This is a genomic window from Corynebacterium sp. Marseille-Q4381 (assembly GCF_036881695.1).
Taxonomy (GTDB): Bacteria; Actinomycetota; Actinomycetes; order Mycobacteriales; family Mycobacteriaceae; genus Corynebacterium.
Genome location: NZ_JBAJNR010000004.1, coordinates 176,591 through 196,859, shown reverse-complemented (window position 1 = coordinate 196,859; position 20,269 = coordinate 176,591). Strand labels below are relative to the sequence as shown.

General features: G+C 66.0%; 21 protein-coding genes. 13 read left to right on the top strand and 8 right to left on the bottom strand.

The genetic code is table 11. The features are described from left to right. Positions 1 to 1,384 (bottom strand): non-homologous end-joining DNA ligase (gene ligD / locus V6D40_RS05205; protein ID WP_334289297.1); only part of this gene is annotated, 1,384 nt, incomplete at its 3' end. Between the two features lie 34 nt (positions 1,385 to 1,418). On the opposite strand from ligD, the gene ku reads away from it, so the two are divergent. Continuing rightward, on the top strand, positions 1,419 to 2,249 hold the full coding sequence (ku, locus tag V6D40_RS05200) for a non-homologous end joining protein Ku (protein ID WP_334289296.1): 831 nt from the start codon (positions 1,419 to 1,421) through the stop codon (positions 2,247 to 2,249). Positions 2,250 to 2,264: 15 nt separating this feature from the next. On the opposite strand, the gene V6D40_RS10875 is transcribed toward ku, so the two are convergent. Continuing rightward, positions 2,265 to 2,471 (bottom strand): DUF3072 domain-containing protein, encoded by a 207-nt coding sequence (locus tag V6D40_RS10875; protein WP_442891893.1) that lies wholly within the window; start codon positions 2,469 to 2,471, stop codon positions 2,265 to 2,267. A 482-nt stretch (positions 2,472 to 2,953) separates the two neighbouring features. On the opposite strand from V6D40_RS10875, the gene V6D40_RS05190 reads away from it, so the two are divergent. Then, on the top strand, positions 2,954 to 4,063 hold the full coding sequence (locus tag V6D40_RS05190; RefSeq protein ID WP_334289294.1) for a hypothetical protein: 1,110 nt from the start codon (positions 2,954 to 2,956) through the stop codon (positions 4,061 to 4,063). Between the two features lie 10 nt (positions 4,064 to 4,073). After that, on the top strand, positions 4,074 to 4,688 hold the full coding sequence (locus V6D40_RS05185; RefSeq protein ID WP_334289293.1) for a hypothetical protein: 615 nt from the start codon (positions 4,074 to 4,076) through the stop codon (positions 4,686 to 4,688). Here V6D40_RS05185 and V6D40_RS05180 read toward each other — a convergent pair. Next, on the bottom strand, positions 4,685 to 5,416 hold the full coding sequence (locus V6D40_RS05180) for a DUF429 domain-containing protein (RefSeq protein WP_334289292.1): 732 nt from the start codon (positions 5,414 to 5,416) through the stop codon (positions 4,685 to 4,687). The two genes, V6D40_RS05185 and V6D40_RS05180, sit on opposite strands and share 4 nt — an antisense overlap. Positions 5,417 to 5,435: 19 nt before the next feature. Between V6D40_RS05180 and V6D40_RS05175 the strand changes: the two genes are divergently transcribed. Continuing rightward, entirely contained in the window at positions 5,436 to 6,506 is a 1,071-nt protein-coding gene (locus V6D40_RS05175; RefSeq protein WP_334289291.1) for a hypothetical protein, read from the top strand. Positions 6,507 to 6,515: 9 nt separating this feature from the next. On the opposite strand, the gene V6D40_RS05170 is transcribed toward V6D40_RS05175, so the two are convergent. Together V6D40_RS05170 and V6D40_RS05165 are read right to left on the bottom strand one after the other, a co-directional pair. After that, entirely contained in the window at positions 6,516 to 7,385 is an 870-nt protein-coding gene (locus V6D40_RS05170; RefSeq protein WP_334289290.1) for a trypsin-like serine protease, read from the bottom strand. Beyond that, entirely contained in the window at positions 7,282 to 8,265 is a 984-nt protein-coding gene (locus tag V6D40_RS05165; protein WP_334289289.1) for a heparan-alpha-glucosaminide N-acetyltransferase domain-containing protein, read from the bottom strand. The genes V6D40_RS05170 and V6D40_RS05165 overlap by 104 nt, the downstream gene beginning before the upstream one ends. A gap of 58 nt (positions 8,266 to 8,323) precedes the next feature. Between V6D40_RS05165 and V6D40_RS05160 the strand changes: the two genes are divergently transcribed. Beyond that, positions 8,324 to 8,995 (top strand): response regulator transcription factor, encoded by a 672-nt coding sequence (locus V6D40_RS05160; RefSeq protein ID WP_334289304.1) that lies wholly within the window; start codon positions 8,324 to 8,326, stop codon positions 8,993 to 8,995. Then, positions 8,995 to 10,041, top strand: coding sequence for a sensor histidine kinase (locus V6D40_RS05155; RefSeq protein ID WP_334289288.1), 1,047 nt, complete (start codon positions 8,995 to 8,997; stop codon positions 10,039 to 10,041). The genes V6D40_RS05160 and V6D40_RS05155 overlap by 1 nt, the downstream gene beginning before the upstream one ends. Before the next feature lie 8 nt (positions 10,042 to 10,049). Here the strand turns inward: V6D40_RS05155 and V6D40_RS05150 are convergent, their stop codons facing one another. Next, on the bottom strand, positions 10,050 to 11,177 hold the full coding sequence (locus tag V6D40_RS05150) for a Dyp-type peroxidase (RefSeq protein ID WP_334289287.1): 1,128 nt from the start codon (positions 11,175 to 11,177) through the stop codon (positions 10,050 to 10,052). 92 nt (positions 11,178 to 11,269) lie between these two features. Between V6D40_RS05150 and V6D40_RS05145 the strand changes: the two genes are divergently transcribed. The 5 genes from V6D40_RS05145 (at position 11,270) to V6D40_RS05125 (ending at position 15,471) form a co-directional block, all read left to right on the top strand. After that, a complete protein-coding gene (locus tag V6D40_RS05145; protein WP_334289286.1) occupies positions 11,270 to 12,205 on the top strand; it encodes an ADP-ribosylglycohydrolase family protein in 936 nt (311 codons plus the stop codon). 84 nt (positions 12,206 to 12,289) lie between these two features. Continuing rightward, positions 12,290 to 13,285 carry an ABC transporter substrate-binding protein gene (locus tag V6D40_RS05140; protein ID WP_334289285.1) on the top strand — a complete coding sequence of 332 codons (996 nt, stop codon included), beginning with the start codon at positions 12,290 to 12,292 and terminating at the stop codon, positions 13,283 to 13,285. Then, positions 13,282 to 14,142: an ABC transporter permease gene (locus V6D40_RS05135; RefSeq protein ID WP_334289284.1), complete on the top strand. Its 861-nt coding sequence runs from the start codon at positions 13,282 to 13,284 to the stop codon at positions 14,140 to 14,142. Before V6D40_RS05140 ends, V6D40_RS05135 begins: the two co-directional genes overlap by 4 nt. Beyond that, positions 14,135 to 14,926 (top strand): ABC transporter ATP-binding protein, encoded by a 792-nt coding sequence (locus tag V6D40_RS05130; RefSeq protein WP_334289283.1) that lies wholly within the window; start codon positions 14,135 to 14,137, stop codon positions 14,924 to 14,926. The genes V6D40_RS05135 and V6D40_RS05130 overlap by 8 nt, the downstream gene beginning before the upstream one ends. 5 nt (positions 14,927 to 14,931) lie before the next feature. Then, the gene (locus tag V6D40_RS05125; protein ID WP_334289282.1) at positions 14,932 to 15,471 is read left to right on the top strand and encodes a DUF488 domain-containing protein; all 540 of its coding nucleotides are present in this window, start codon (positions 14,932 to 14,934) and stop codon (positions 15,469 to 15,471) included. Between the two features lie 3 nt (positions 15,472 to 15,474). Here the strand turns inward: V6D40_RS05125 and V6D40_RS05120 are convergent, their stop codons facing one another. Beyond that, positions 15,475 to 16,185: an SCO1664 family protein gene (locus V6D40_RS05120; protein ID WP_334289281.1), complete on the bottom strand. Its 711-nt coding sequence runs from the start codon at positions 16,183 to 16,185 to the stop codon at positions 15,475 to 15,477. Continuing rightward, on the bottom strand, positions 16,182 to 16,724 hold the full coding sequence (locus tag V6D40_RS05115; protein ID WP_334289280.1) for a histidine phosphatase family protein: 543 nt from the start codon (positions 16,722 to 16,724) through the stop codon (positions 16,182 to 16,184). Before V6D40_RS05115 ends, V6D40_RS05120 begins: the two co-directional genes overlap by 4 nt. A gap of 243 nt (positions 16,725 to 16,967) precedes the next feature. Between V6D40_RS05115 and V6D40_RS05110 the strand changes: the two genes are divergently transcribed. Continuing rightward, on the top strand, positions 16,968 to 18,362 hold the full coding sequence (locus V6D40_RS05110; RefSeq protein ID WP_334289279.1) for a magnesium chelatase: 1,395 nt from the start codon (positions 16,968 to 16,970) through the stop codon (positions 18,360 to 18,362). Then, complete coding sequence (locus tag V6D40_RS05105) at positions 18,355 to 20,265, top strand: vWA domain-containing protein (protein ID WP_334289278.1); 1,911 nt, start codon at positions 18,355 to 18,357, stop codon at positions 20,263 to 20,265. The genes V6D40_RS05110 and V6D40_RS05105 overlap by 8 nt, the downstream gene beginning before the upstream one ends. The last annotated feature ends 4 nt before the right edge of the window (positions 20,266 to 20,269 follow it).

Below are 20,269 nucleotides of genomic sequence, written 5' to 3'. Positions count from 1 at the left end.
CGGCGGTGTGGGCGGGTTCGGCGGTGGGCTGGCGCTTCATAAACTTCAGCAGCCAGTTGTCGCCCTCAGTCCTAATCAACGCGTAGCGCCGCGGCACGCCCCCGAGGCCGCCGCCGGGTCGGCCGGTGAGCACAGCGATGACCTCGTCGTCTTGCCACTTTTCGATCTCGCAGGTGCCGGTGTCCCAGATCGCGACCTCGCCCGCGCCGTACTCCCCCTTCGGGATGGTCCCTTCGAACGTCGCATACTCGATTGGGTGGTCCTCGGTCTGCACTGCGAGGCGGTTCTCCTCCGGGTCGAGCGGCGGACCCTTCGGTACCGCCCAGCTGACGAGTACGCCGTCGTGCTCGAGGCGGAAATCCCAGTGCAGGCGCCTGGCGTGGTGCTCGCCGATGACGAAGATCGGCGTGCCGCCGCGCGGCTGCGGCGTGCCCTCGGGCACAGGCTCGGCGGTTTTCGTCGCGTCGCGCATCGAGCGGTACGTAGCCAGCTTGTCCTCGCGCGGCGCGGCGAGCTCCGCGATCGGGTCGAGGCCGCCCTGGACGCGCTCGATCACCTCATCGAACGTGAGATGGGCAAGGCCCCGCTCCGCGATCTCGTCCCAGGTGCGCGGGGCCGCCACCGTGGGCCGTTCGCGACCGCGCAAGGAGTACCGGCTGACAGTAGTTTTCGACCCATTGTTTTGGCTCCAGTCCAAAAAGACTTTCCCGGCGCGCTCCGTTTTGCGCATGACGGAGGTGACGCGGTCGGGGAGTTCGTTCTGGAGAGCGTCGGCAAGCGCCTTAGCAACCTTGCTCACCTGCTCGGCCTCCGTGGTGCCGTCGAGCCCTGCGTAGATGTGGATGCCTTTGGAGCCGCTGGTGACGGGGACGCTTACAAGCCCCATCCCGTCGAGGACGTCCTTGCACGACAGCGCGATTTCGGCGGTCTCCTCCAGCGTGACTCCGGGGCCCGGGTCCAGATCCAGCACCATCCGGTCTGGGTTTTCCTGTTTGCCGGAGGCGGAAAAGCGCCACTGCGGCGTGTGCAGCTCAAGCGCCGCGACTTGCGCCAGCCATGCGAGCGCGGCCGGCTCGTCGATCAACGGGTAGTCGTTGGTTGAGGTTTTGTGCTCGATTACACCGGTTTCGATCCACTCCGGCGCGGAGTCCTCCAAATCCTTGCGGAAGAAGCTCTGCCCGCCCACGCCGTCCGGCCAGCGTTTGCGGGTCACGGGTCGCCGGGTGATCTGCGGGATCATGACGTCGGCGACCTCGAGGTAGTAGCGCATCACGTCGGCCTTGGTGGTGCCGGTTTCAAGGTAGAGCACCTTATCCAGGCTGGTCACCTTAAGTTGGCGGTCGCCCACCTGGAATTTCGAACCCTGCTTCGCCTGCGCAGCCATGCACCCATCCTAAAGATCCGTAGACTTTCCAACCATGCGCGCAATCTGGACCGGTTCCATCACCTTCGGCCTTGTCAACGTGCCCGTTAAAGCGTTCGGCGCGACGGAGGACCACGACTTGTCATTTCACCAAGTGCACGACGAAGACGGGGGCCGCATCCGCTACGAGAGGCGGTGCGAAGTCTGCGGCGAGAAGGTCGACTACAAACACATTGACAAGGCGTTCGAGGAAGACGGCGACACCGTCGTGCTCACGGACGAAGATTTCGCGGCGCTGCCGGAGTCCGAGAACGACGAGATCGAGGTAGTCCAGTTCGTCCCCGCCGACCAGATCGACCCGATCATGCTGGAGAAGAGCTACTACCTCGCGCCCGAAGGCAAGACGCCGAAGTCGTACCTGCTGTTGCGCCAGACGCTCAAGGAGTCGGATCTGACCGCGGTGGTGCGTTTCGCATTGCGCCAAAAGACGCGGCTGGGCGTGCTTCGCGTGGTGGGCAAAGTGATCGTGCTGCAGGGCTTGATGTGGGCCGACGAGGTCCGCGAACTCGACTTCGACGGCCAGTTCAAGGGAGTAAAATCGCGCGCGAAGATCTCGGACAAGGAGATGAAGCTCTCCGCCCAGCTGGTCGATTCCTACGCCTCGGACTTCACGCCCGAGGAGTTCGAGGACGACTACCAGGTCGAGCTGCGAAAACTCATCGACGCAAAGTTCGAGCAGGGCGATACGCTTGACACCGAAGCCACCTTCGGCGAGAAACCGGAGGATGCAGACGAGGACGACAACGTTGTCGACTTAATGGCGGCGCTGAAGGCCTCGCTGGACAGCCGCAGCGGGGACAAGAAACCCAAAAAGAAAGGGGCCTAGCTTCGGCCCCTAGTATTACTGACCGGTGATCTTCTTCAGCCGGTCGATGTGCTGCGACGCCTCCGCCTTGGTCAGGTTCGCCGGGATCTGCTCCCCTGCCTGCTTGGCCAGGGTGTCGATGTAGGACTTCTGCGCCTCCGTCGCTGGCTGGTCACCGGAGACCCACTCGGAAGGGTCCTTCTCCAAGTTGCCGTCCTGCGCGTCGCCGGTGGCGCCGAGCATCTCCTGCTCGTAGCCGGTCTGGCCGTTACCGGCCTGGACATTCTGGCCCTGCTGGCCAAGCTGCTGAGGCTGCGCCGGGTTCTGCTGGGCAGGGCTCTGGGGCTCCGGCTGGCCGGCTGCTGCCTGCTGGCCGTCCGCAGCAGGCTGCTCGGCCGGCTGCTCGGCGGGGGCAACTTGGTCGTAATCCGGGTCGAACGGGGGTTCCTGCTGGTTGAAGTTCTGCGGGTTCGTCATGTGGCACTCCTTTGATCCGTGCGTTTTCCTCTTCGAGGTGACGCCATGCTACCCGAACACGTGTGCCTGAGGTCTGTGCATTTTCTGGCGAAGCCGGAGTTGTAGGTCTAGTTGTGTATACCGGCCGAAAAGCTCATGAGAATTTGGGGAACTACAACAGTAGGTATGCACTTCTAGCGCGAGGGCACGGGCGGCGCGGATTTCGCCCCACCAGTCGCAGGTGGGGTACATCCGGGTAGGTTGAGAGCATGCGTTTGCGTCGGTTTGCTGTGTTGGGCGCGGTTGGATCTGCCGCGGTGGTCTCCGGTTGTGCCGGGGGCGGCACACAGGAAACTATTCTGTTCACCTCGACCCAATGGGTGCCCGGTGAAGCTGCCGGCACGCCCACCGCCAGCAGCGCCGCCGCGTCCGAGGCGGCTGAGTCGGCGACAACCCCGGCTGCCGGCGCGTGGAAGAACGAGTACGCCTGGGTGCTCGACCACCCGGGAGACTATCCGGTGAACTCGGCTGCGCGCTACGATCCGGTCGGTACCTATCACTACGCGCTTGTGGAGATGACCGGCGACGATACCCCCGAGATGCTGCTGATGGTGGACAGCAAGGAATACAGTCCGATCATCGTGTTCACGGTTGGCGCGGACGGTAAAGCAGCCGGCTCCACCGACGTGTTGATTGCGGGCGCTTCAGGTGCAGGAGGTTCGCGGGCGCGTGTGGAGGCGTCTGAAAGCGGCAATGGCCTCTACCAGGTCGATTCCCATTCGGTGCAGCCCGACGCCTACTCCAAGCTGTACAAGCTCAGCGGCCGCTCCCTTACTGCTGCTTCGGACAGCGTCGAGTTCGAAAACGCCGACTTACTACCCGACCACCGTTTCATCGCGTGGACGAAATCAACTGACCGCTCCGCGCTGCACGCCGGCAAACCCACCTACGCGGGTGCGACCTCTATTACCGAATACACACCGTTCCCCGATGCCGCACCGGAGAAAGTTGCACCGGACAAGGTCGCCCCAGCAAAACCTGCAAGCTCAGCGGTGGGCACCGTGCGCGACATGTCGGGCGAGGAACTGGCCGCCCTCGCCGGGGACTTCCAGTACGGCCCAGAGGAGCGGTACTTGGTCCTCCACCTCGATGAGGTAGCCGCCATCTCTGGCATCAGAGGGGCGGAGAGCTCACCGTCGACGGTCACAACGCAGACGATCCTGCTCGGAACCAAGACGCAGGGCGCAAACTTCAAGCTCGCAGGCCGCCGGATCGAGCTTAGTCTCGACCCAGACGTCACAAGGTTCGCTAACGACCCGTCGGCTCCGTACGCGACGGCGATCGTCCCCCCGACTGATGGATTTGTGTACCTCGACTAAATTCTAGATCATGCGTTTACGTCGCGCGGTTGTGCTTTTTACCGCAGGGTTTGTGTTGCCGATCAGCGCCTGCGCCGGCGGCGGCGAACCAGCGACGGTGTTCGTCACCTCGACGCAGTGGGTGGCTGCTGAGACTGAGCAGGCCGAGCAGGGCGAGCAGGGCGAGCAGGCTGAACCCGAGGTGGCGGAAGACGCGGAAGCACTCGCGCCTTCGAGCCGAGCGGACAGCGGGTACGAACCCGTGACGTTAGATGAGCAAGGCAACGCCAGGTTCACCGGCATCGTGGAAGCGTGGCCGACCGAAAAAGCGGCGCAGGGACGCGAAACCCCAGCCGGCGAAGACCCGCGAAACATCTACTACGTGCTGGTTTTCGACTCCCCGGTCAGCGTCGCCGCGAACAAGGCGGGCAGCACGGTAACGCAGGAAAGCCCGTTTGCCAGGCTGGGATTTGTCCACCACTCCTCCTCCGGCGTCCTGGACCAGTCGAAGGGGTGGGAAGAATACGTGGGCGAACGGGTGGAAGTGTGGTCGCCGCTGAACCGCTACGGCTACTCCTCAGATTTGAGTTTGCCGTTCGGGAGCCAGCTCTGGATCGACACCGAGCACGTGGAGGTGCTGGATTAATCTGGCCGCGGGATCCAGATCCAACCTTCCTCCAAAATCAGGCTCTCGTGCTCTTTCGGGGGCGGAACGCAGGCCCCTGCGCTGATCTCAGAGGCGACGAGAGCGACGATGACAGCGTCGAGGCAGTCTGCGCTGTAGACGGCCGCGTCTTCAAACCCCGCCCAATCCAAGCGGCGCTCGCGGGCGAGCGACGCGACGATTTCCACTCTCGCCTCCTGCGCGGCCGGGCTGCCACCCTTGTAACCGCGGTGGCGCAACCCCCACATCTTCAGCGCAGCGGCCGGGTAGACCTCGGCGACGCGTCCGAACCCGTCGCGGCGGACGCCTTCGCTCCCAAGCTCGTCGCGCAACTGCGCCTCCACACCCGCCCAGCGCATGACGGGAAAGGCGATGCGCTCGGCCGCGACCGGCAACGGGACCACGCCAGCAACGCGGCGCACCTCGAGGTCGGTGAACCGGTTGGCCAGCTCGCGCCGCTCCTCCGTCCCCACGTCCCGGCTGACTAAATCGCCGGCGGCGTGGTCGTTGATGAACCTCCGGAACAACCGGGGCCAGCCGAGCGGGGCGTCGATGCCGGTGAGGTCGGAATCGAGAACGTGGTTGAAGATGTGGAAGTCGGAGGTGTTGAGGTGGACGTCGACAAGCACCGGCCCCTTGCGCGAGGTCTTGAGCGTCGCCGCGCCCGTCTTTGCGGGATCCGCGGCGAGGTCAATGCCGGAGAAGATCATCTGCTCTATGTTGTCATTTATGAAACGCTTCCGGGCAATTGCCGCCCTCCCGCTTTTGCTGAGCGCGTGTTCCGCTTCCCCTGAGACGGTGTTTGTCACCGCAACGGCGATCGTTGATCCAGACTCGGGCGAGGTGGTAACGACGGTGATGGACAAGCCCGTGGCGCCAAGCGCCGTGGATTGGCAAAGCGAGTACGCGGCGGTGCTGGACACGGCCGAGACATACAATTTCGACGTTGCCAACCCTGCCGGCATCGAGATGGAGTACTTGCCCAACGGCGACTACAACTACGCGCTGGTGGAGGCGACAGGCGGCGGCGCGCCCGAGCTGCTCTTGAGCCAGTGGAGCGCCGACGAGCACTCGAACCGGTTCGCCCGCGTGCTGGTGTTCTCCGTCGACAGCGGGTCGCTGACGCAGGCCTCGAACGGCCTGACGTACGGCGCGGCCGGCGCCGGCGGGTACCGCGCAGGCGTGGACGCCTCGCAGCTCGGGCTCGGCCTGTACCAGTCCCAGTGGACCAGCGGCACGGGCGACGGCGAGAGCGTGTGGTGCCAGCTTGAGGGCAATACTTTGGTGCCCGAAGGCGAGGCCAACAAGATAAACGCGATGTCGCCGCCTGCGCTGCACCTCGTCGTCGACTGGACGCCGGTGGCGGACCGCGGGCCGCTCGACGCGGGCGAGCTCACCGTCTCGCTGCCGGAAATCGAGCGCAGGAACCCGGTCGAGGGCCCCGCCGAGGTGATCAGCGGCACGGTGGTGATGAAGACCGCGGCAGAGCTGGAGCCCGAAGGCACACCGAACGGCGAGGCGATGGACAGCGAGTACTACATGCTCGAGATCGATGCGCCACGCGAGTTCACGGACTACAACCGCCCCGAGCCGTCCACGAGAACCGCCGAGTACGTGGACCTGGGCCGGAGGGAGTGGAGCCGCTACGACCACATCGTCGGCACCGAGTGGGCGCCGCTCGTGGGCAAGCAGGTCACGATCACCGTCGAACCGTCGGACGTCTGGTTCCAAACCGACGCCTCGATGCCGATGGGCGCGCTGCGGGTGAACCGGTACAACAACGTCGAGATCCACGGTTAAGCCCGCTAACTACGCAAGCGGGGCGGCCTTCCTTCGCTGCACATCCCACAGCGCGGCGCCGATGACCGCAAGCGCGCCGAGCCCGAGCGCGAACCACGGCAGCCAGCCGCCGGCCCCCGCGTCGGAGCTGCCCTCGGCGGCGGCCCCGCCCTCGCCGGCGGAATTCTGCGCCACCGTGTCCCTAATCCACGCCGCCTGGTCCGCCACCGGCGCCACCGACACCGCGGCGTTGGAGGTCATCTCCTGCTCGGTCGGGTTGTCCGGGTCCTCGAACAGCCCGGCCGACATAATCCCGGCCACCTTGCCGCCGGCGAAGATCGCGCCGCCGGAGTCGCCCGGCTGAATGCGCGCCCCGTTCTTCAGCGCGACATGCAGCGCGCTGGAAGCACCGAAGAGCGCCAGCGGCGACTCCCCCTCCACCGCGGCTTCAGCCGACGGCAACCGGGTCGAACCGCCAGATCCGTCGGAAGACCAGCCGTAGATGTTCACCGGGCCGCTGGGCACAGCGTCGGCAACATCGGCGAAGTGGTCGAGTTCCATCGGCTGCGCGGTGTGCAGCAGAGCGATGTCGCCCTCCGGTGCGACCTCGTGGCGGTCGACCTCGTACACCTTCTGGTCGCCGCCCTGCCCGGTGCGCACGGACCCTGCGGGTTTACGCGCCGCTTCGACGCAGTGGCGCGCGGTGATCACCCAGTGCTCGGCGATCGCGGTGCCGGTGCACACACCCTCGTCTGGGTCGGAGTCTTCCACGCGCACGGAGACGACGGGCGCGGCCTCAGGGGTGTCGCCTGCGAACGTGGTCGACTCCATCGCCAGCGCGGGAGCTGCTGTTGCGCAGGTCGCGCTCGCGGCGAGCAGCGGGTAGAGAAGTTTTTTCACGGTAGTTCCTTTCCAAGTTGTCGATCAGACCCACGCCGGCGCTGACCGCCCGGCGCATGGCCTCTTCCACCGGCCCGCGGGGAAACGCGGCGAGCCAGGCAGTTGCGATGACCGCCGCTGCGATCACGCTCACCGCCGCGCCGCACACCAGGGATGTGGGGATATGCAGGCAGTACAGCGTCAGCGGCATGCGCCCCATGCGCGGCAGCACGAGTTGCCGCGGCCGCGCCACAAGGCAGCTAAGAGAGCAGATGCTTATCGACGCCCCCGCAGACCCCACCACGTCCACCAACCCGCCCGTGTGCCCTTGGGCAGTGAAGTAGTACGGCAAGTCCGCATACCAGCGCGCCACGATGTCCAGCGTCATCACAGCGCCTCCGACCGCAGCCGCAGCCGCCACGTAATTCGGACGGTCGATGAGGTGGCGGTGGAACAGCATGCCGGCGACCATCAGCACCGCCCACATCAGCGGCGGGGAGACGAAGAGGGGGACGACCCCGGAGCCAGCTGTCATCACCGCCGCAAGCGCGAGCAGCCAGCGGCTTGGAAGCCGCTGCGCCCACGCGAGCGCGATCATGCAGGCGCCGAGGGTGCCCAAAACGATCACGATCTGCGTCGGTATCGCGCTCAACAGAAAAGACAGCGCGATCAGCAACAGCCCGCGCACAACGAAGTGCGCCGGGCGCGCCCCGCTTCTCGCCATCAGCGACATGGACACACCGGCCAGGAAGGCGAAGAGCGCGGACGGGAATCCGTAGAGCACCTCCGCGAGCACGCCGTCCGGGTAGGTCAGGTGGGCGCAGATCATGCCGATCAGCGCCACGGCGCGGGCAACGTCGACGCCCACGAGGCGGCCTTGGGTTCGGTTTCGCATCTGCATGGCGTGAGAGGCTATTCAGGTTCGTGTTGCGAGAGCGTTAACGTGTTCTTCCATGACGATCAGGGTGTTTGTTGTGGACGACGAGGTTTACCTCGCGGAGGCCGTGGGCAAGGCGCTCGCGCGCGCCGGGATGGACGTCTCTGTGGTGGGTGACGGCTCGGCGGCGCTGGAGGGCGTCGACAAGCACAAGCCCGATGTCGTCGTGCTCGACCGCGACTTGCCTGGGGTGCACGGGGACGAGGTGTGCCGCATCATCTGTGAGGATTACCCCGCAACCAGGGTGATCATGCTGACTGCGTCCGGCACTCTCGACGACCGGCTGGAGGGGTTTTCCCTCGGCGCCGACGACTACTTGCCGAAGCCGTTCGAGGTCGCGGAGCTGATTGCCCGGGTGCAGGCGCTAGCCAAACGTGCGGCTCCGGTGCGGGGTGAAGTGCTGCGGATTGCCGACGTCCGCCTGGACACCTTCCGAAAGCGCGTCACCCGCGGCGGGCGCGAGATTGCGCTGTCGCCGAAGGAGTTCGCGATTCTTAAGCTGCTCATGTCCGCCGACGGCGGCGTCCTCTCCGCGGAGGAGCTTCTGGAGGAAGCGTGGGACGAAAACGCAGACCCGTTCACCAATTCCCCCCGCGTGACCATCTCGCACCTGAGGCGCAAGCTCGGCGACCCGTGGATCATCCACACCAAGCCCGGCGCGGGTTACTTCGCCGCCGCCCCGGAGGTGGACTGATGCGACTGAGTCTGCGGGCCCGGGTCACCGTGATGTTCGTGCTCACGGTGTTGGGAGTGGGCATTCTGCTGATCGGTCTGGTCTACGCGTACCTGCGCCTTACCCCGGTGCCGTTTCAGGCTGAGTTCAGTGGCGCGGACGGCGCGGTCATCGACGCCGCGATCCCCGTCACCGAAGAGATCCTGCGAACTGTGGTGACGATCTCGCTTGCGGTTCTCGCCGTGCTGACCGCCCTTGCCGGCGCGGTCGGGTGGTTCGTGGCGGGCCGGGTGCTCGCGCCGCTGCGCTCGATTGCAGGCGACGCACGCGCCGTCACCTCAGGCGACACGGCAACGCGCGTGGCGTACTCGGGCCCCGCCGACGAGGTGGGCGATCTGGCGAACGCGCTGAACTCGATGCTGGACTCGCTCGCGGCCTCTCTTGCCGCGCACCAGCGTTTCGCCGCAAACGCGTCGCACGAGCTGAAAACGCCGATTGCCACGATTCAGGCGTTAGCCGACGTTGCCCTCTCCGACGCAGACGCCACCGAGGGTGAGCTACGCGAATCGCTCCAGCGAGTCCGGGAGGTCAACGCAGGCAACGCCGCCACAGTCGCGGCGCTGCTGACCCTGGCCCGCGTGCAATCGGGTCACGACTTGCAGCGCGAGAGCGTGGATCTGAGCGAGATATGCCGGCGCGTGGCGCGCGCGAACGGCATCGAGCGCGCAGATGTTGCCGACGGCGTGGCCGTCGAAGGAGACGCTGAACTCCTCGCAACGGCCGTGGACAATCTGGCCCGCAACGCGGTCACCCACGGCGAACCGGGCACCAGCGCGCTGACGCTTGCGCACGCCGCGGGCAGGACCCGGGTCGAGGTGGCGAGCAGCGGCGAGGTTGTCAGCGTTGAGGACGCCGCGCGGATGGCGGAGCCGTTCGCAGGCTCGCGCAGCAGCCGCGGCCACGGGCTAGGGCTACCGCTGGTGGCCGCGATCGCCACCGCCCACGGCGGCGGTTTGGAAATCCAGCCGCTGCCCGGCGGCGGGATCTCGGCGGTCATCTCGCTCTAGCCCCAGCTCTAGTTCTCGGCTTCCTGCTCCCCCGGCTTCACCGCCAAGGAGTAAATGTCGTGGGCGCGCTGAGCGCGCTCGGCGTTGTGCGACACCGGCGCGTTCTCCCGGCTCCCGAACACGGCCTTGGCCTGGGGCAAGTCGATTGCGGGCTGCGCCGGGTTGTCCTGGTTAGCCGCGTCCTGCCCGCCCACGACTTCGGGGCGGGCGAAGTCTGCGGCGTGGTCCATGAACGCGCGCGGCGGCGCGAAGAAGTTGCAGCCGGTGAGCGCCGTGGAGAAATCGAGGATGCGGTCGTAGTTGCCCTCCGGCTCGCCGATGAACATGCGGCGCAGCATCACCTCGGTAACCCGCACGTCGCGCGCGTAGCTCATGAAGTAGGTGCCCTCGTTGCCCAACGCGTCGCCGAAGGTCAGGTTGTTGCGCACAATCTCCAGCCCGTTGCCGTCCTCGTCCTCCACCGAGTTCACGGCCACGTGGCTGTTGACCGGCTTGTCGTCCAGCTCGATATCGGAGTGCTTGGTGCGGCCGATGACCTGCTCCTGCTCTTCTACGGGCAAGTCGTTCCACGCGTTCAAGTCGTGGATGTACTTCTGCTCCACGATGTAGCTGCCGCCGGCCCACACGCCGTCGCGGATCAGTGCTACCTCGCGGCCCTCCTCGCCGCGGGGGCTCTCCGTGCCGTCGACGAAGCCGAGCGGGTCGCGGAAATCTTGGAACTGGAAGGCGTGGACTTCGTCGAAGTCGCCGATCGCGCCGCCAAGAATGCCTTTAATGCGCCGAGCCAGCTCGAACGCGACGTCGAAGCTGTCGGCGCGGATGTGGAAGAACAGGTCGCCGGGTGTCGACGGCGCGTGGTGCTTTGCGCCCTGAAGCTCCACGAAGTCGTGCAGGTGCTCAGGCTTCTCCACAACGAACAGGCGGTCCCACAGCTTCGCACCGATGCCGACCACGGCGCTTAAGTTCGCGCCCGGCCAGCGGAAGCCGACGCCGTTGACCAGCCCGCTCAACCCGGTGATGGCGTCCAGCGCGGCGCGCTCCCCGCCCTCGACGATGGTGGTGGTCAAAAACATCGCGTCGCGCGACTGCGGGAGGATGACGGTTTGCGAAACGTCTGCGGAGTTGATCTCGGTCATGAGAGACGATGCTACGCCACGTGAGCTGGGGGTGTTCGACGCAGATTCGAACATCGCGCAGCGTGTGTGGGACGAGCCGATACCGTGAAAACATGACTGCGTCACGGACTTCCTCACCCACCACCCGTTCCCGCGCTTTGGGCGCGATGCTCGGCCAGATTATCGGCGACAACCTCGGCGCGCTGGTCGAGTTCGAACCAGCGGAAGACATCCGCGAGGCGTACCCGAACGGTGTGCGCGAGCTGACCGGCGGCGGCCCCCACGGCGTTGTCCCCGGCCAACCCACCGACGACTCGGAACTCGCGCTCGCGCTCGCTCGCAGCCTGGTTCGGCGCGGCGGTTTCGACGAAGACGACGTGCGCGGCGCCTACCGCCGGTGGGCGTCGTCAAACCCCTTCGACATCGGGGGCACCTGCGCCGCGGCGCTTCGCCGCCCCTACGAGCGCGACGCGGGCAAGCCTACCAACGGTGCGCTCATGCGCGTCAGCCCGCTCGCAGTGGCGTACGCAGGCAACCCGAAGGTGGCCGGGGAGCTTGCGCGCACCGACGCGAGGCTCACCCACCCCCACCCCTACCCGGTGAGCATCAACGCCGCGTACACAGCCGCGCTGGCCGACGTCATCTCAGGCGCCGACCCTCAACACGCGCTGCGCGCCCACGCCGGGGAGCTCGCCGACGAGGTGGACACCTACCTCTCAACCCCTCCGGGCGACGTTGTCCACAAGCAAGGCTGGGTGCGCCACGCGTTCCACATCACCTGTTGGTTCGCGGCGAACACCACGTCCTTCGAGGAAGACCTCGTCGCGGTTGTCGGCCTCGGCGGCGACACCGACACCAACGCCGCAATCGCCGGCGCCTTCCTCGGCGCGTTGCACGGCGCGGACGCCATCCCGCAGCGGTGGCGCGACCCGGTCGAGCAGTACCAAAAAGACGCCACCGACCGGCCGGAGGAGTACGCTCCGCACGACATTGCCCAGCTCACGGACGCGCTGTTGGCGCTCGCGAAAACAAGCGCACAAAACGTATAGGTTTTAGGGCCCTTTGGTCTATGCTCTTCTCATTGCCGCAGCCGCCCCAGGATGCGCAACCTACGTTTGAGGAGGGATCCACCCATGCCACGCCACACTTTCTGCCGCCCCCGGGTCGCGCTCGCAGCACTCGGCGCCGCCACGCTCGCACTCGCCGGCTGCTCGTCGGAGTCCGGCGGCGCGTCCGGTGACGCGTCCGGCGAGTCGTACTCGATCGGCATCAGCCAGCTCGTGCAGCACCCGGCGCTCGACGCCGCCGCGGAAGGCTTCAAGGAGGCCTTCGCCGACGCGGGCGCGGACGTGAAGTGGAGCGAGCAGAACGCCAACGGCGAGCAGGCCACCGCGCTGACCATTGCACAGCAGTTCGCGGGCCAGAACTTGGACGCTGTTCTGGCCGTGGCCACCCCAGCCGCGCAGGCGATGGTGCAGAACGTCACCGAGACGCCGATTTTCTTCACCGCTGTCACCGACCCAGTGGAGGCGCAGCTGGTCAATTCGCTGGAGACGCCGGGCGGCAACGCCTCCGGTACTTCCGATGCCACCCCGATTCCGGACCAGCTCGACCTCTTGGCTGAGCTGGTGCCGGACGCAAAGAAGATCGGCGTCGTCTACTCCTCCGGCGAGATCAACTCGCAGATCCAGGTCGACGGCGTCAAGGAGGAGGCGGCGAAGCGCGGCTGGCAGGTCGAGACCCAAACCGTGACCTCCGTGACGGAGATACCGCAGGCCGTAACCGCGCTCGGCGATGTGGACGCGTTCTACGTCCCCACCGACAACATGGTCGTGTCCGGCATCTCCTCGCTGGTCCAGGCGGCTGAGCAGAAGTCCATTCCGGTCGTCGCCGCCGAGGCCGGAACGGTGGAGGGCGGCGCCGTCGCAACGCTCGGCATCGATTACAAAAAGCTCGGCTACCAAACCGGCGAAATGGCGCTGAAGGTGCTGCGCGACGGCGCCGACATCGCCGCCCTGCCGGTCGAGAGCGCAACCGAGTTCTCCTACGTCATCAACCCGGAGGCGGCCAAGCGCCAAGGCGTGACCATCCCGCAGTCGATCGCGGACCAGGCTGAAACCGTCTCATGATCGGCGCGCTTGAACTCGGCGTCCTCTACGGGGTGATGGCGCTCGGCGTCTACCTGACGTTCCGCGTCCTCAACTTCGCCGACCTGACGGTGGACGGGTCGTTCACCGCCGGCGGCGGCACGGCTGCGGCGCTGATTATCGCGGGCGCGAACCCGGTCACCGCTACCGCCGCGGGCTTCGCCATCGGCTGCCTCGCCGGCGTCATCACGGGACTTCTGCATACGAAAGGCGGCATCGACAGCCTTCTCGCCGGCATCCTCACCCAGATCGGGTTCTGGTCCATCAACCTGCGCATCATGGGCGGTGCCAACCTGCCCCTGCTCCGCCAAGACACGGTGTTCACCCCGCTGCGCGAGCGCGGGCTGCTCGGCAACTGGGCCGGCGTGGCCGTCCTCGCAGTCTCGGTGCTGGTCCTGGCGCTGATCGTGCACTGGTTCCTCACCACCGACCTCGGACTTTCCATCCGCGCCACCGGCGACAACGGCCCGATGATCACGTCTTTCGGCGTGTCCACCGACGCCACGAAGATCCTCACACTGGCCTTAAGCAACGGGCTTGTCGGGCTTGCCGGCGCGCTGGTCGCCCAGTACCAGGGCTTCGCCGACATCTCGATGGGCATCGGGCTCATCGTGGTCGGCCTCGCCAGCGTGATTGTTGGCCAGGCGATCTTCGGCCAGCGCCGCCTGCTCCAGGCCATCCTGGCCGTGGTCGCGGGCGCTGTGATCTACCGCCTGATCATCTTCGCCGCGCTCCAGCTCGGCCTGAACCCCAACGACATGAAGCTCGTCTCCGCGCTGCTCGTCATCGCCGCGCTGCTCATCCCCCGCTTCACTGTGAAGGAGAAGACACGTGCTTGAGATCCGCAACATATCCAAGACCTTCTTCCCCGGCACGGCCAACGAGCGCGCCGCGCTGACAAACGTCAACCTCACGCTTGCAAAGGGCGATTTCGTCACCGTCATCGGCTCCAACGGCGCAGGAAAATCGACGCTGCTCAACACGGTTTCCGGCCGCCTCCGGCCGGATAAGGGGCAGGTGCTTATCGACGGCACCGATGTCACCACCGCCCCAGAACACAAACGCGCCCGGCTCGTCGGCCGCGTGTTCCAGGATCCTCTGGCCGGTACCGCGCCCAACCTCACCATCGAGGAGAACCTGTCGCTGGCCTACCTGCGCGGCAAACCCCGCAGGCTCGGCCGCGCGCTGACGAACGAGCGCCGCGACATCTTCACCGAGCAGCTCAAGTCGCTCGATCTCGGTTTGGAAAACCGCCTCACCCACAAGGTGGGGCTGCTCTCCGGCGGGCAGCGCCAAGCATTATCCCTGCTCATGGCCGGCTTCACGCACCCGAAGGTGATGCTGCTCGACGAGCACACCGCAGCCCTCGACCCAGATCGCGCAGCCCTTGTAACCGACCTGACTCACTCGATCGTGGAGGAAGGCGGGCTGACCACACTCATGGTCACGCACAACATGGAGCAAGCCCTTAAGGTGGGCAACCGGCTCATCATGATGCACGAGGGCCAGATCGTCTACGAGGCCGACGAGGCAACAAAACGCGAGCTCACGGTCGCGGATCTGCTCAACCAGTTTGCGCAGATCAAGGGCGCTGTCGTCGCCGACAAGGCGTTGTTAAGGTGACACGCATGCGCATCTTCACCGTCGGCCACTCCAACCTCGAGTTCAACGAATTCGCGCAGATGCTCGAGGCGGCCGGGGTCGAAGCCGTCGTTGACGTGCGCAAGCTGACCGGCTCCCGGAAGTACCCGTGGTTCAACGACGACGCCCTCACCCAGAACCTCCCCGATCGCGGTATCGCATACTCCAAGATCGGGGGGCTGGCGGGGCGGCGCAACGTGTCCAAGACCGTCCCCTTCGAGGTCAACGCCAACTGGCAAAACCGCAGCTTCCACAACTACGCCGACCACGCGCTCGGTAAGGAGTTCGCCGACGCACTGGCAGAGCTGCGCGAGATTGCCGCGCAGACGCCAACCGCCATCATGTGTTCGGAGGCAGTCTGGTGGCGCTGCCACCGCCGGATTATCGCTGACCACCTTCTCGCCCACGGCGACGACGTGGATCACATTATGGGGTTGAAGTCCGACGGTGCATCAATAAGTAAAGCAAAGCTTAGTGACGGTGCGGTGATCGGCGACGACCTCCTCGTCCGCTACCCAGCGCAGTAGGGATTACACCAGCGGCCAGGGGTACGGGAACTCGGACTGCGGCTCCGGCAGCCACGGCAGGCGCACAATCCGCGACGCTCGGGACTGCAACGCCGCGACCTCCTCCGGCGCAAGCAGCTCAACCACCTCTTCCGGCACCTCTTCAAGCAGCGGTTCGACCGCGTCGACCAGCTCGTCGGGAATCGTCTCGTGCGCGAAGTCCCAGATCACGGTGCGCAGCTTCGGGTCCTGGTGGAAGCACAAGCCTTGGTCGATGCCCCACACGCGGTCAACTTGGTTCGCGTTTTGCGAGCGTGCGAGCAAAACGTGGCCCGACTTGCGGTCGGTGTTGTTCACCAGCAGGTCGAATACGGCCATGCGCAGAAACTGGGGGTGCAGGTCGGCGCGCGTCTCGTAGAGCGGGAAGTAGTGGGAACCATCGTTGTCCACGTAATACTGCAGCGACCCCACGCCGAGCGGCTCGATCTCGCGCACCACCGTCGGCGGCACCAGGTTCCAGCCCAGCCACTCGCTGAGCAGGTACGCGGCCCGCTCGCGCCGCCACAATCCGGACTCGAAGTCGTGGAGGTAGCGCTCCCCCGCCTCAGGCTTGAAGATGCCCCAGCAGTAGTCCTCGCTGAGTGTGAGGTCGACCAGCACGGTCAGGTTTGACGAGTCCGCGAGCTGCCCCACAAAGCCGACCTCGCCGTGTTGGAGCAGCTCAATGGTGTTCACAGCTCAAGCTCCGAGATGGAGCACGGCTCCGCAGGAATCGTCTGGAACGCGCCCCAGCCCCGGGCCGTGAAGTGCGCGAGCGCCGCCTTGATCGGGTCGGCGTGCGTAAAGCAGGCCACCACCTCGCCCGGGTGGCGCGCCGCGATCGCGCGCACGCCCTCCACCACGCGCTCCTGCATCTCCACGAAGGATTCCCCGCCCGGGAAACGGAACTGCTCAGGATGCTTCTGCACGACCTGCCACTCTGGCAGTTTCGCGAGCTTAGTCAGCGACTTTCCTGTCCATTCGCCGAAATCGGCTTCGAGGAGGGCGTCGTCAAGCAAAAGCTCCTTTTCGAACCGCTCGCACGTGGGTGCGGCAGTTTCGCGGGCGCGCTCGAGGGGCGAGGCATACACCGCATCCACGTGAGCAAGCTGCCTTGCGACGGCCTCCGCCTGCCCCCGCCCCCGCTCCGAGAGGTGCAACCCCGGCGCGCGACCGGGCAGGATCTTGCCCGTGGTCGGAGTCTCGCCGTGGCGGATGAGGTAGATGGCGGTCATGTGCCGATGGTAGGTCAGAACTCGGGCACTTTGAGTCCGATAACAACCGGCTCAAACTCGAAGGAATCGTCGATGGGGTCTTGCATCGTGAGACGACCCACAAAATCTTCGTCGTCGCCTCTGTTTTGCTGATTGGTGATTTTCTCGTACTCCGCTGACAACCACTCCTCCCTTTTCGCTGCCAGGCTACTACGCGTTGTTCCCGGGCACCGCGCCGCACAACCCCGGCGTACCCTGGCCGGCATGACTGAAGCGACTCCGACCAAGCCCGCAATCTCCACCCTCGGCGAGCTGAAGGCCGCCGGTTACACCTATAAGACGGTGCGCGAGGAGCTTCGCGACAACCTGATAGCCAAGCTGCGCGCCGGCGAGAACCCCTGGCCGGGCCTCCACGGCCTTGAGCACACCGTGTTGCCCCAGGTCGAGCGCGCCATTATCGCCGGCCACGACATCGTGCTCCTCGGCGAGCGCGGTCAGGGCAAGACCCGCCTGCTTCGCACGTTGCCGTTGCTGCTCGACGCTTTCGTGCCCGCCGTCGAGGGCTCCGAGCTGCGCGAGCACCCCCTGAACCCGCTGACGGAGGCCACCAAGCGCCGCATCGAGGAGGAGGGCGACGCACTGCCCATCGAGTGGATCCCGCGCAAGGCCCGTTACTCCGAGAAGTTGGCCACCCCGGACACGTCCGTCGCGGACCTCATCGGCGACGTCGACCCCATGCGCGTGGCCGAGGGCCGCCGCCTCGGCGACCCGGAGACCATCCACTACGGCCTGATCCCCCGCTCTAACCGCGGCATCGTGGCCATCAACGAGCTGCCCGACTTAGCCGAGCGCATCCAGGTAGCCATGCTCAACGTCATGGAGGAAGCCGACATCCAAATCCGCGGCTACATGTTGCGCTTGCCGTTGGACGTGCTGGTGGTGGCAAGCGCGAACCCGGAGGATTACACCAACCGCGGCCGCATCATCACCCCACTCAAAGACCGCTTCGGCGCCGAGATCCGCACCCACTACCCTTTGGAGCTAGACGACGAGATCCGCGTCATCGAGCAGGAGTCGCAACTCACCGCCGTCGTTCCACAACCCATCATGGAGGCGCTTGCCCGGTTTACCCGCGCGCTTCGTGAGTCCGATGCTGTGAACCAGCGTGCCGGCGTGTCGGCCCGTTTCGCCATCGCTGGCGCCGAAACGGTCGCCGCCTCCGCAGCCCGGCGCGCAGCGTTGACCGGTGAGGATCCGGTCGCGCGCCTGGTGGACCTCGAGGCCGCCGTCGACGTGCTCGGCGGCAAGGTGGAGTTCGAGCACGGCGAGGAGGGACGCGAGTGGGATATTCTGGAGTACCTGCTGCGCAACGCGGTGGCGCAGTCGCTGCGCCCGCGAATTAAAGGACTCAACTTTGCCCCGCTGATTGAGGCACTCGACGGCTCCACCTTCATCACCACCGGCGAGAACATCACCGCGGTCGAGTTCTTGAACGGCCTACCACAGCTCGAGGGCTCGCTGTACAGCGATATCGCTACCTCTTTTAACGCCCAGTCCGACGGCGAGCGCGCAGCCGCTATCGAGCTGGCGGTGGAGGCGCTCTACCTCACCCAGAAGATTTCGAAGGACTCCGGCGAAGGCGAGACGATCTATGGTTAGCCAGCGCCGGTATCGCAAGTACACCCCGGGTCCGGACCCGCTCGCCCCGCCGCCCAACCTGGCTAAGGCGGTGCGCGCCATCGCCGATGACGTCATGTACGGCTACTCCGCCGAACAAGCGATGCGCGAGTACCTGCGGCGCGAGGGGTACGATGATTTTCTTCGCCAGATTGCGGAGCGTCGTCAAGAGCTGCTGCAAAGAACCAACCTCGGCGGCACGATCCAAGAAGCTAAGAAACTTCTCGATGAGGCGGTGCTCGCCGAACGTGGTCAACTCGCCCGCGATGTGGACATGGACGACCTCGACCGCACCATGCGCGAGATGACACTGGACAACCTGCCCGCATCCCCGGCGGCTGCCGTGACCGAGCTGGGCGATTACAACTGGGCATCTCATGAAGGCCGCGAAAAATACCAGGAGATCAAGGACCTCATCGGCCGCGAGCTGCTCGACCAGCGCTTCACCGGCATGAAGGAGGCGCTCGAAGGCGCCACCGACGAGGACCGCGCAGCCGTCGCCGAGATGCTGCGCGACCTGAACGTGCTCTTAGGCAAGCACCGCGCCGGCATGGCAACGGAGCAGGACTTCCAGGAGTTCATGGCCAAACACGGCGCCCAGTTCCCGGAGAACCCGCGCACCATCGATGAGCTCGTGGAACTCCTCGCCCAGCGTTCCGCGGCGGCCCAGCGCCTGCTCAACTCCATGACGCATGAGCAGCGCGCGGAGCTGATGCAGCTCGCAGCCCAGGCCTTCGGCTCGGAGGAGCTGATGAACCTGGTTGGCGAACTCGACGCGAACCTGCGCGGCATCCGCCCCGATTTGGATTGGACGGGGTCCGAAGCTTTCGACGGCGACGGTTCGATGGGCCTCGGCGAAGCCACCCGCGCGATGCGCGACCTCGGGCGCCTCGACCAGCTCGCAGACACCCTGAGCAGCGATCGCCCCGGCGACATCGATTTGGACGACATCGCCGACCTGCTCGGCGCCGACGCCGCCACCAGCGCGAAGCAGCTGCGCGACCTGGAGAAAGCATTGCGCGAATCCGGGTTGCTGAACAAGGGCGAATCCGGTTCGCTACAACTTTCTCCAAAGGCACTACGCATGCTGGGCAAAGAGCTGCTGAAGGGCGCAACTTCCCAGCTCTCCCGCGGCCAGCGCGACTCCCGCCTGGCCGGCCAGCTGGGTGAGCCCACCGGCGGCACCCGCCCCTGGGAGTTCGGCGACACCCAGGCGTGGGACACCACCCGCACCATCACGAACGCGCTGCAGCGCACAGCCGCAAGCGGCGAGCCGTTCGCGATCACCGTGAACGACATCGAGGTGGTCGAGACCGAGGCGCGCACGAAGAACGCGGTTGCGCTGCTTGTAGACACTTCGTTTTCCATGGCGATGGAAGGCCGCTGGACGCCGATGAAGCAGACCGCGCTGGCGCTCAACCACCTCATCACCACGCAGTTCCGCAGCGACGAACTCGCCCTCATCGGCTTCGGCCTCTACGCGCAAACACTCACGATCGAGGAGCTCACCGCCCTGCCACCGTTGCAGGAAAAGGGCACGAACCTGCACCACGCGCTGCTTTTGGCCAACGAATTTTTCACCCGCCACGCCGGCTACGACCCGACGCTGCTCATCGTCACCGACGGCGAGCCGACCTCCATCCTCACCGAGTGGGGCGAGGCCTACTTCAACTGGCCGACGGACCGCATCACGCTCGCGCGCACCGTTGACGCGCTCGACACGGTGACCAAGCGCGGCGCGAAAATCACCTTCTTCCGCCTCGGTGATGATCCAGGGCTTGTGGCGCTTATCGACGCCCTGGCTAACCGCTCCGGCGGCCACGTCGTCGCACCCGACCTCGACGAGCTCGGAGGCGCAGTCGTCGGCGAATACCTCCGCTGGTAAATCG

Bases quoted from the DNA above. Each gene is read 5' to 3' on its own strand.
- ku (WP_334289296.1), top strand. From the start codon at position 1,419: ATGCGCGCAATCTGGACCGGTTCCATCACCTTCGGCCTTGTCAACGTG.
- V6D40_RS10875 (WP_442891893.1), bottom strand. From the start codon at position 2,471: ATGCTCGGCGCCACCGGCGACGCGCAGGACGGCAACTTGGAGAAGGAC.
- V6D40_RS05190 (WP_334289294.1), top strand. From the start codon at position 2,954: ATGCGTTTGCGTCGGTTTGCTGTGTTGGGCGCGGTTGGATCTGCCGCG.
- V6D40_RS05185 (WP_334289293.1), top strand. From the start codon at position 4,074: ATGCGTTTACGTCGCGCGGTTGTGCTTTTTACCGCAGGGTTTGTGTTG.
- V6D40_RS05180 (WP_334289292.1), bottom strand. From the start codon at position 5,416: ATGATCTTCTCCGGCATTGACCTCGCCGCGGATCCCGCAAAGACGGGC.
- V6D40_RS05175 (WP_334289291.1), top strand. From the start codon at position 5,436: ATGAAACGCTTCCGGGCAATTGCCGCCCTCCCGCTTTTGCTGAGCGCG.
- V6D40_RS05165 (WP_334289289.1), bottom strand. From the start codon at position 8,265: ATGCAGATGCGAAACCGAACCCAAGGCCGCCTCGTGGGCGTCGACGTT.
- V6D40_RS05155 (WP_334289288.1), top strand. From the start codon at position 8,995: ATGCGACTGAGTCTGCGGGCCCGGGTCACCGTGATGTTCGTGCTCACG.
- V6D40_RS05150 (WP_334289287.1), bottom strand. From the start codon at position 11,177: ATGACCGAGATCAACTCCGCAGACGTTTCGCAAACCGTCATCCTCCCG.
- V6D40_RS05145 (WP_334289286.1), top strand. From the start codon at position 11,270: ATGACTGCGTCACGGACTTCCTCACCCACCACCCGTTCCCGCGCTTTG.
- V6D40_RS05140 (WP_334289285.1), top strand. From the start codon at position 12,290: ATGCCACGCCACACTTTCTGCCGCCCCCGGGTCGCGCTCGCAGCACTC.
- V6D40_RS05135 (WP_334289284.1), top strand. From the start codon at position 13,282: ATGATCGGCGCGCTTGAACTCGGCGTCCTCTACGGGGTGATGGCGCTC.
- V6D40_RS05125 (WP_334289282.1), top strand. From the start codon at position 14,932: ATGCGCATCTTCACCGTCGGCCACTCCAACCTCGAGTTCAACGAATTC.
- V6D40_RS05115 (WP_334289280.1), bottom strand. From the start codon at position 16,724: ATGACCGCCATCTACCTCATCCGCCACGGCGAGACTCCGACCACGGGC.
- V6D40_RS05110 (WP_334289279.1), top strand. From the start codon at position 16,968: ATGACTGAAGCGACTCCGACCAAGCCCGCAATCTCCACCCTCGGCGAG.
- V6D40_RS05105 (WP_334289278.1), top strand. From the start codon at position 18,355: ATGGTTAGCCAGCGCCGGTATCGCAAGTACACCCCGGGTCCGGACCCG.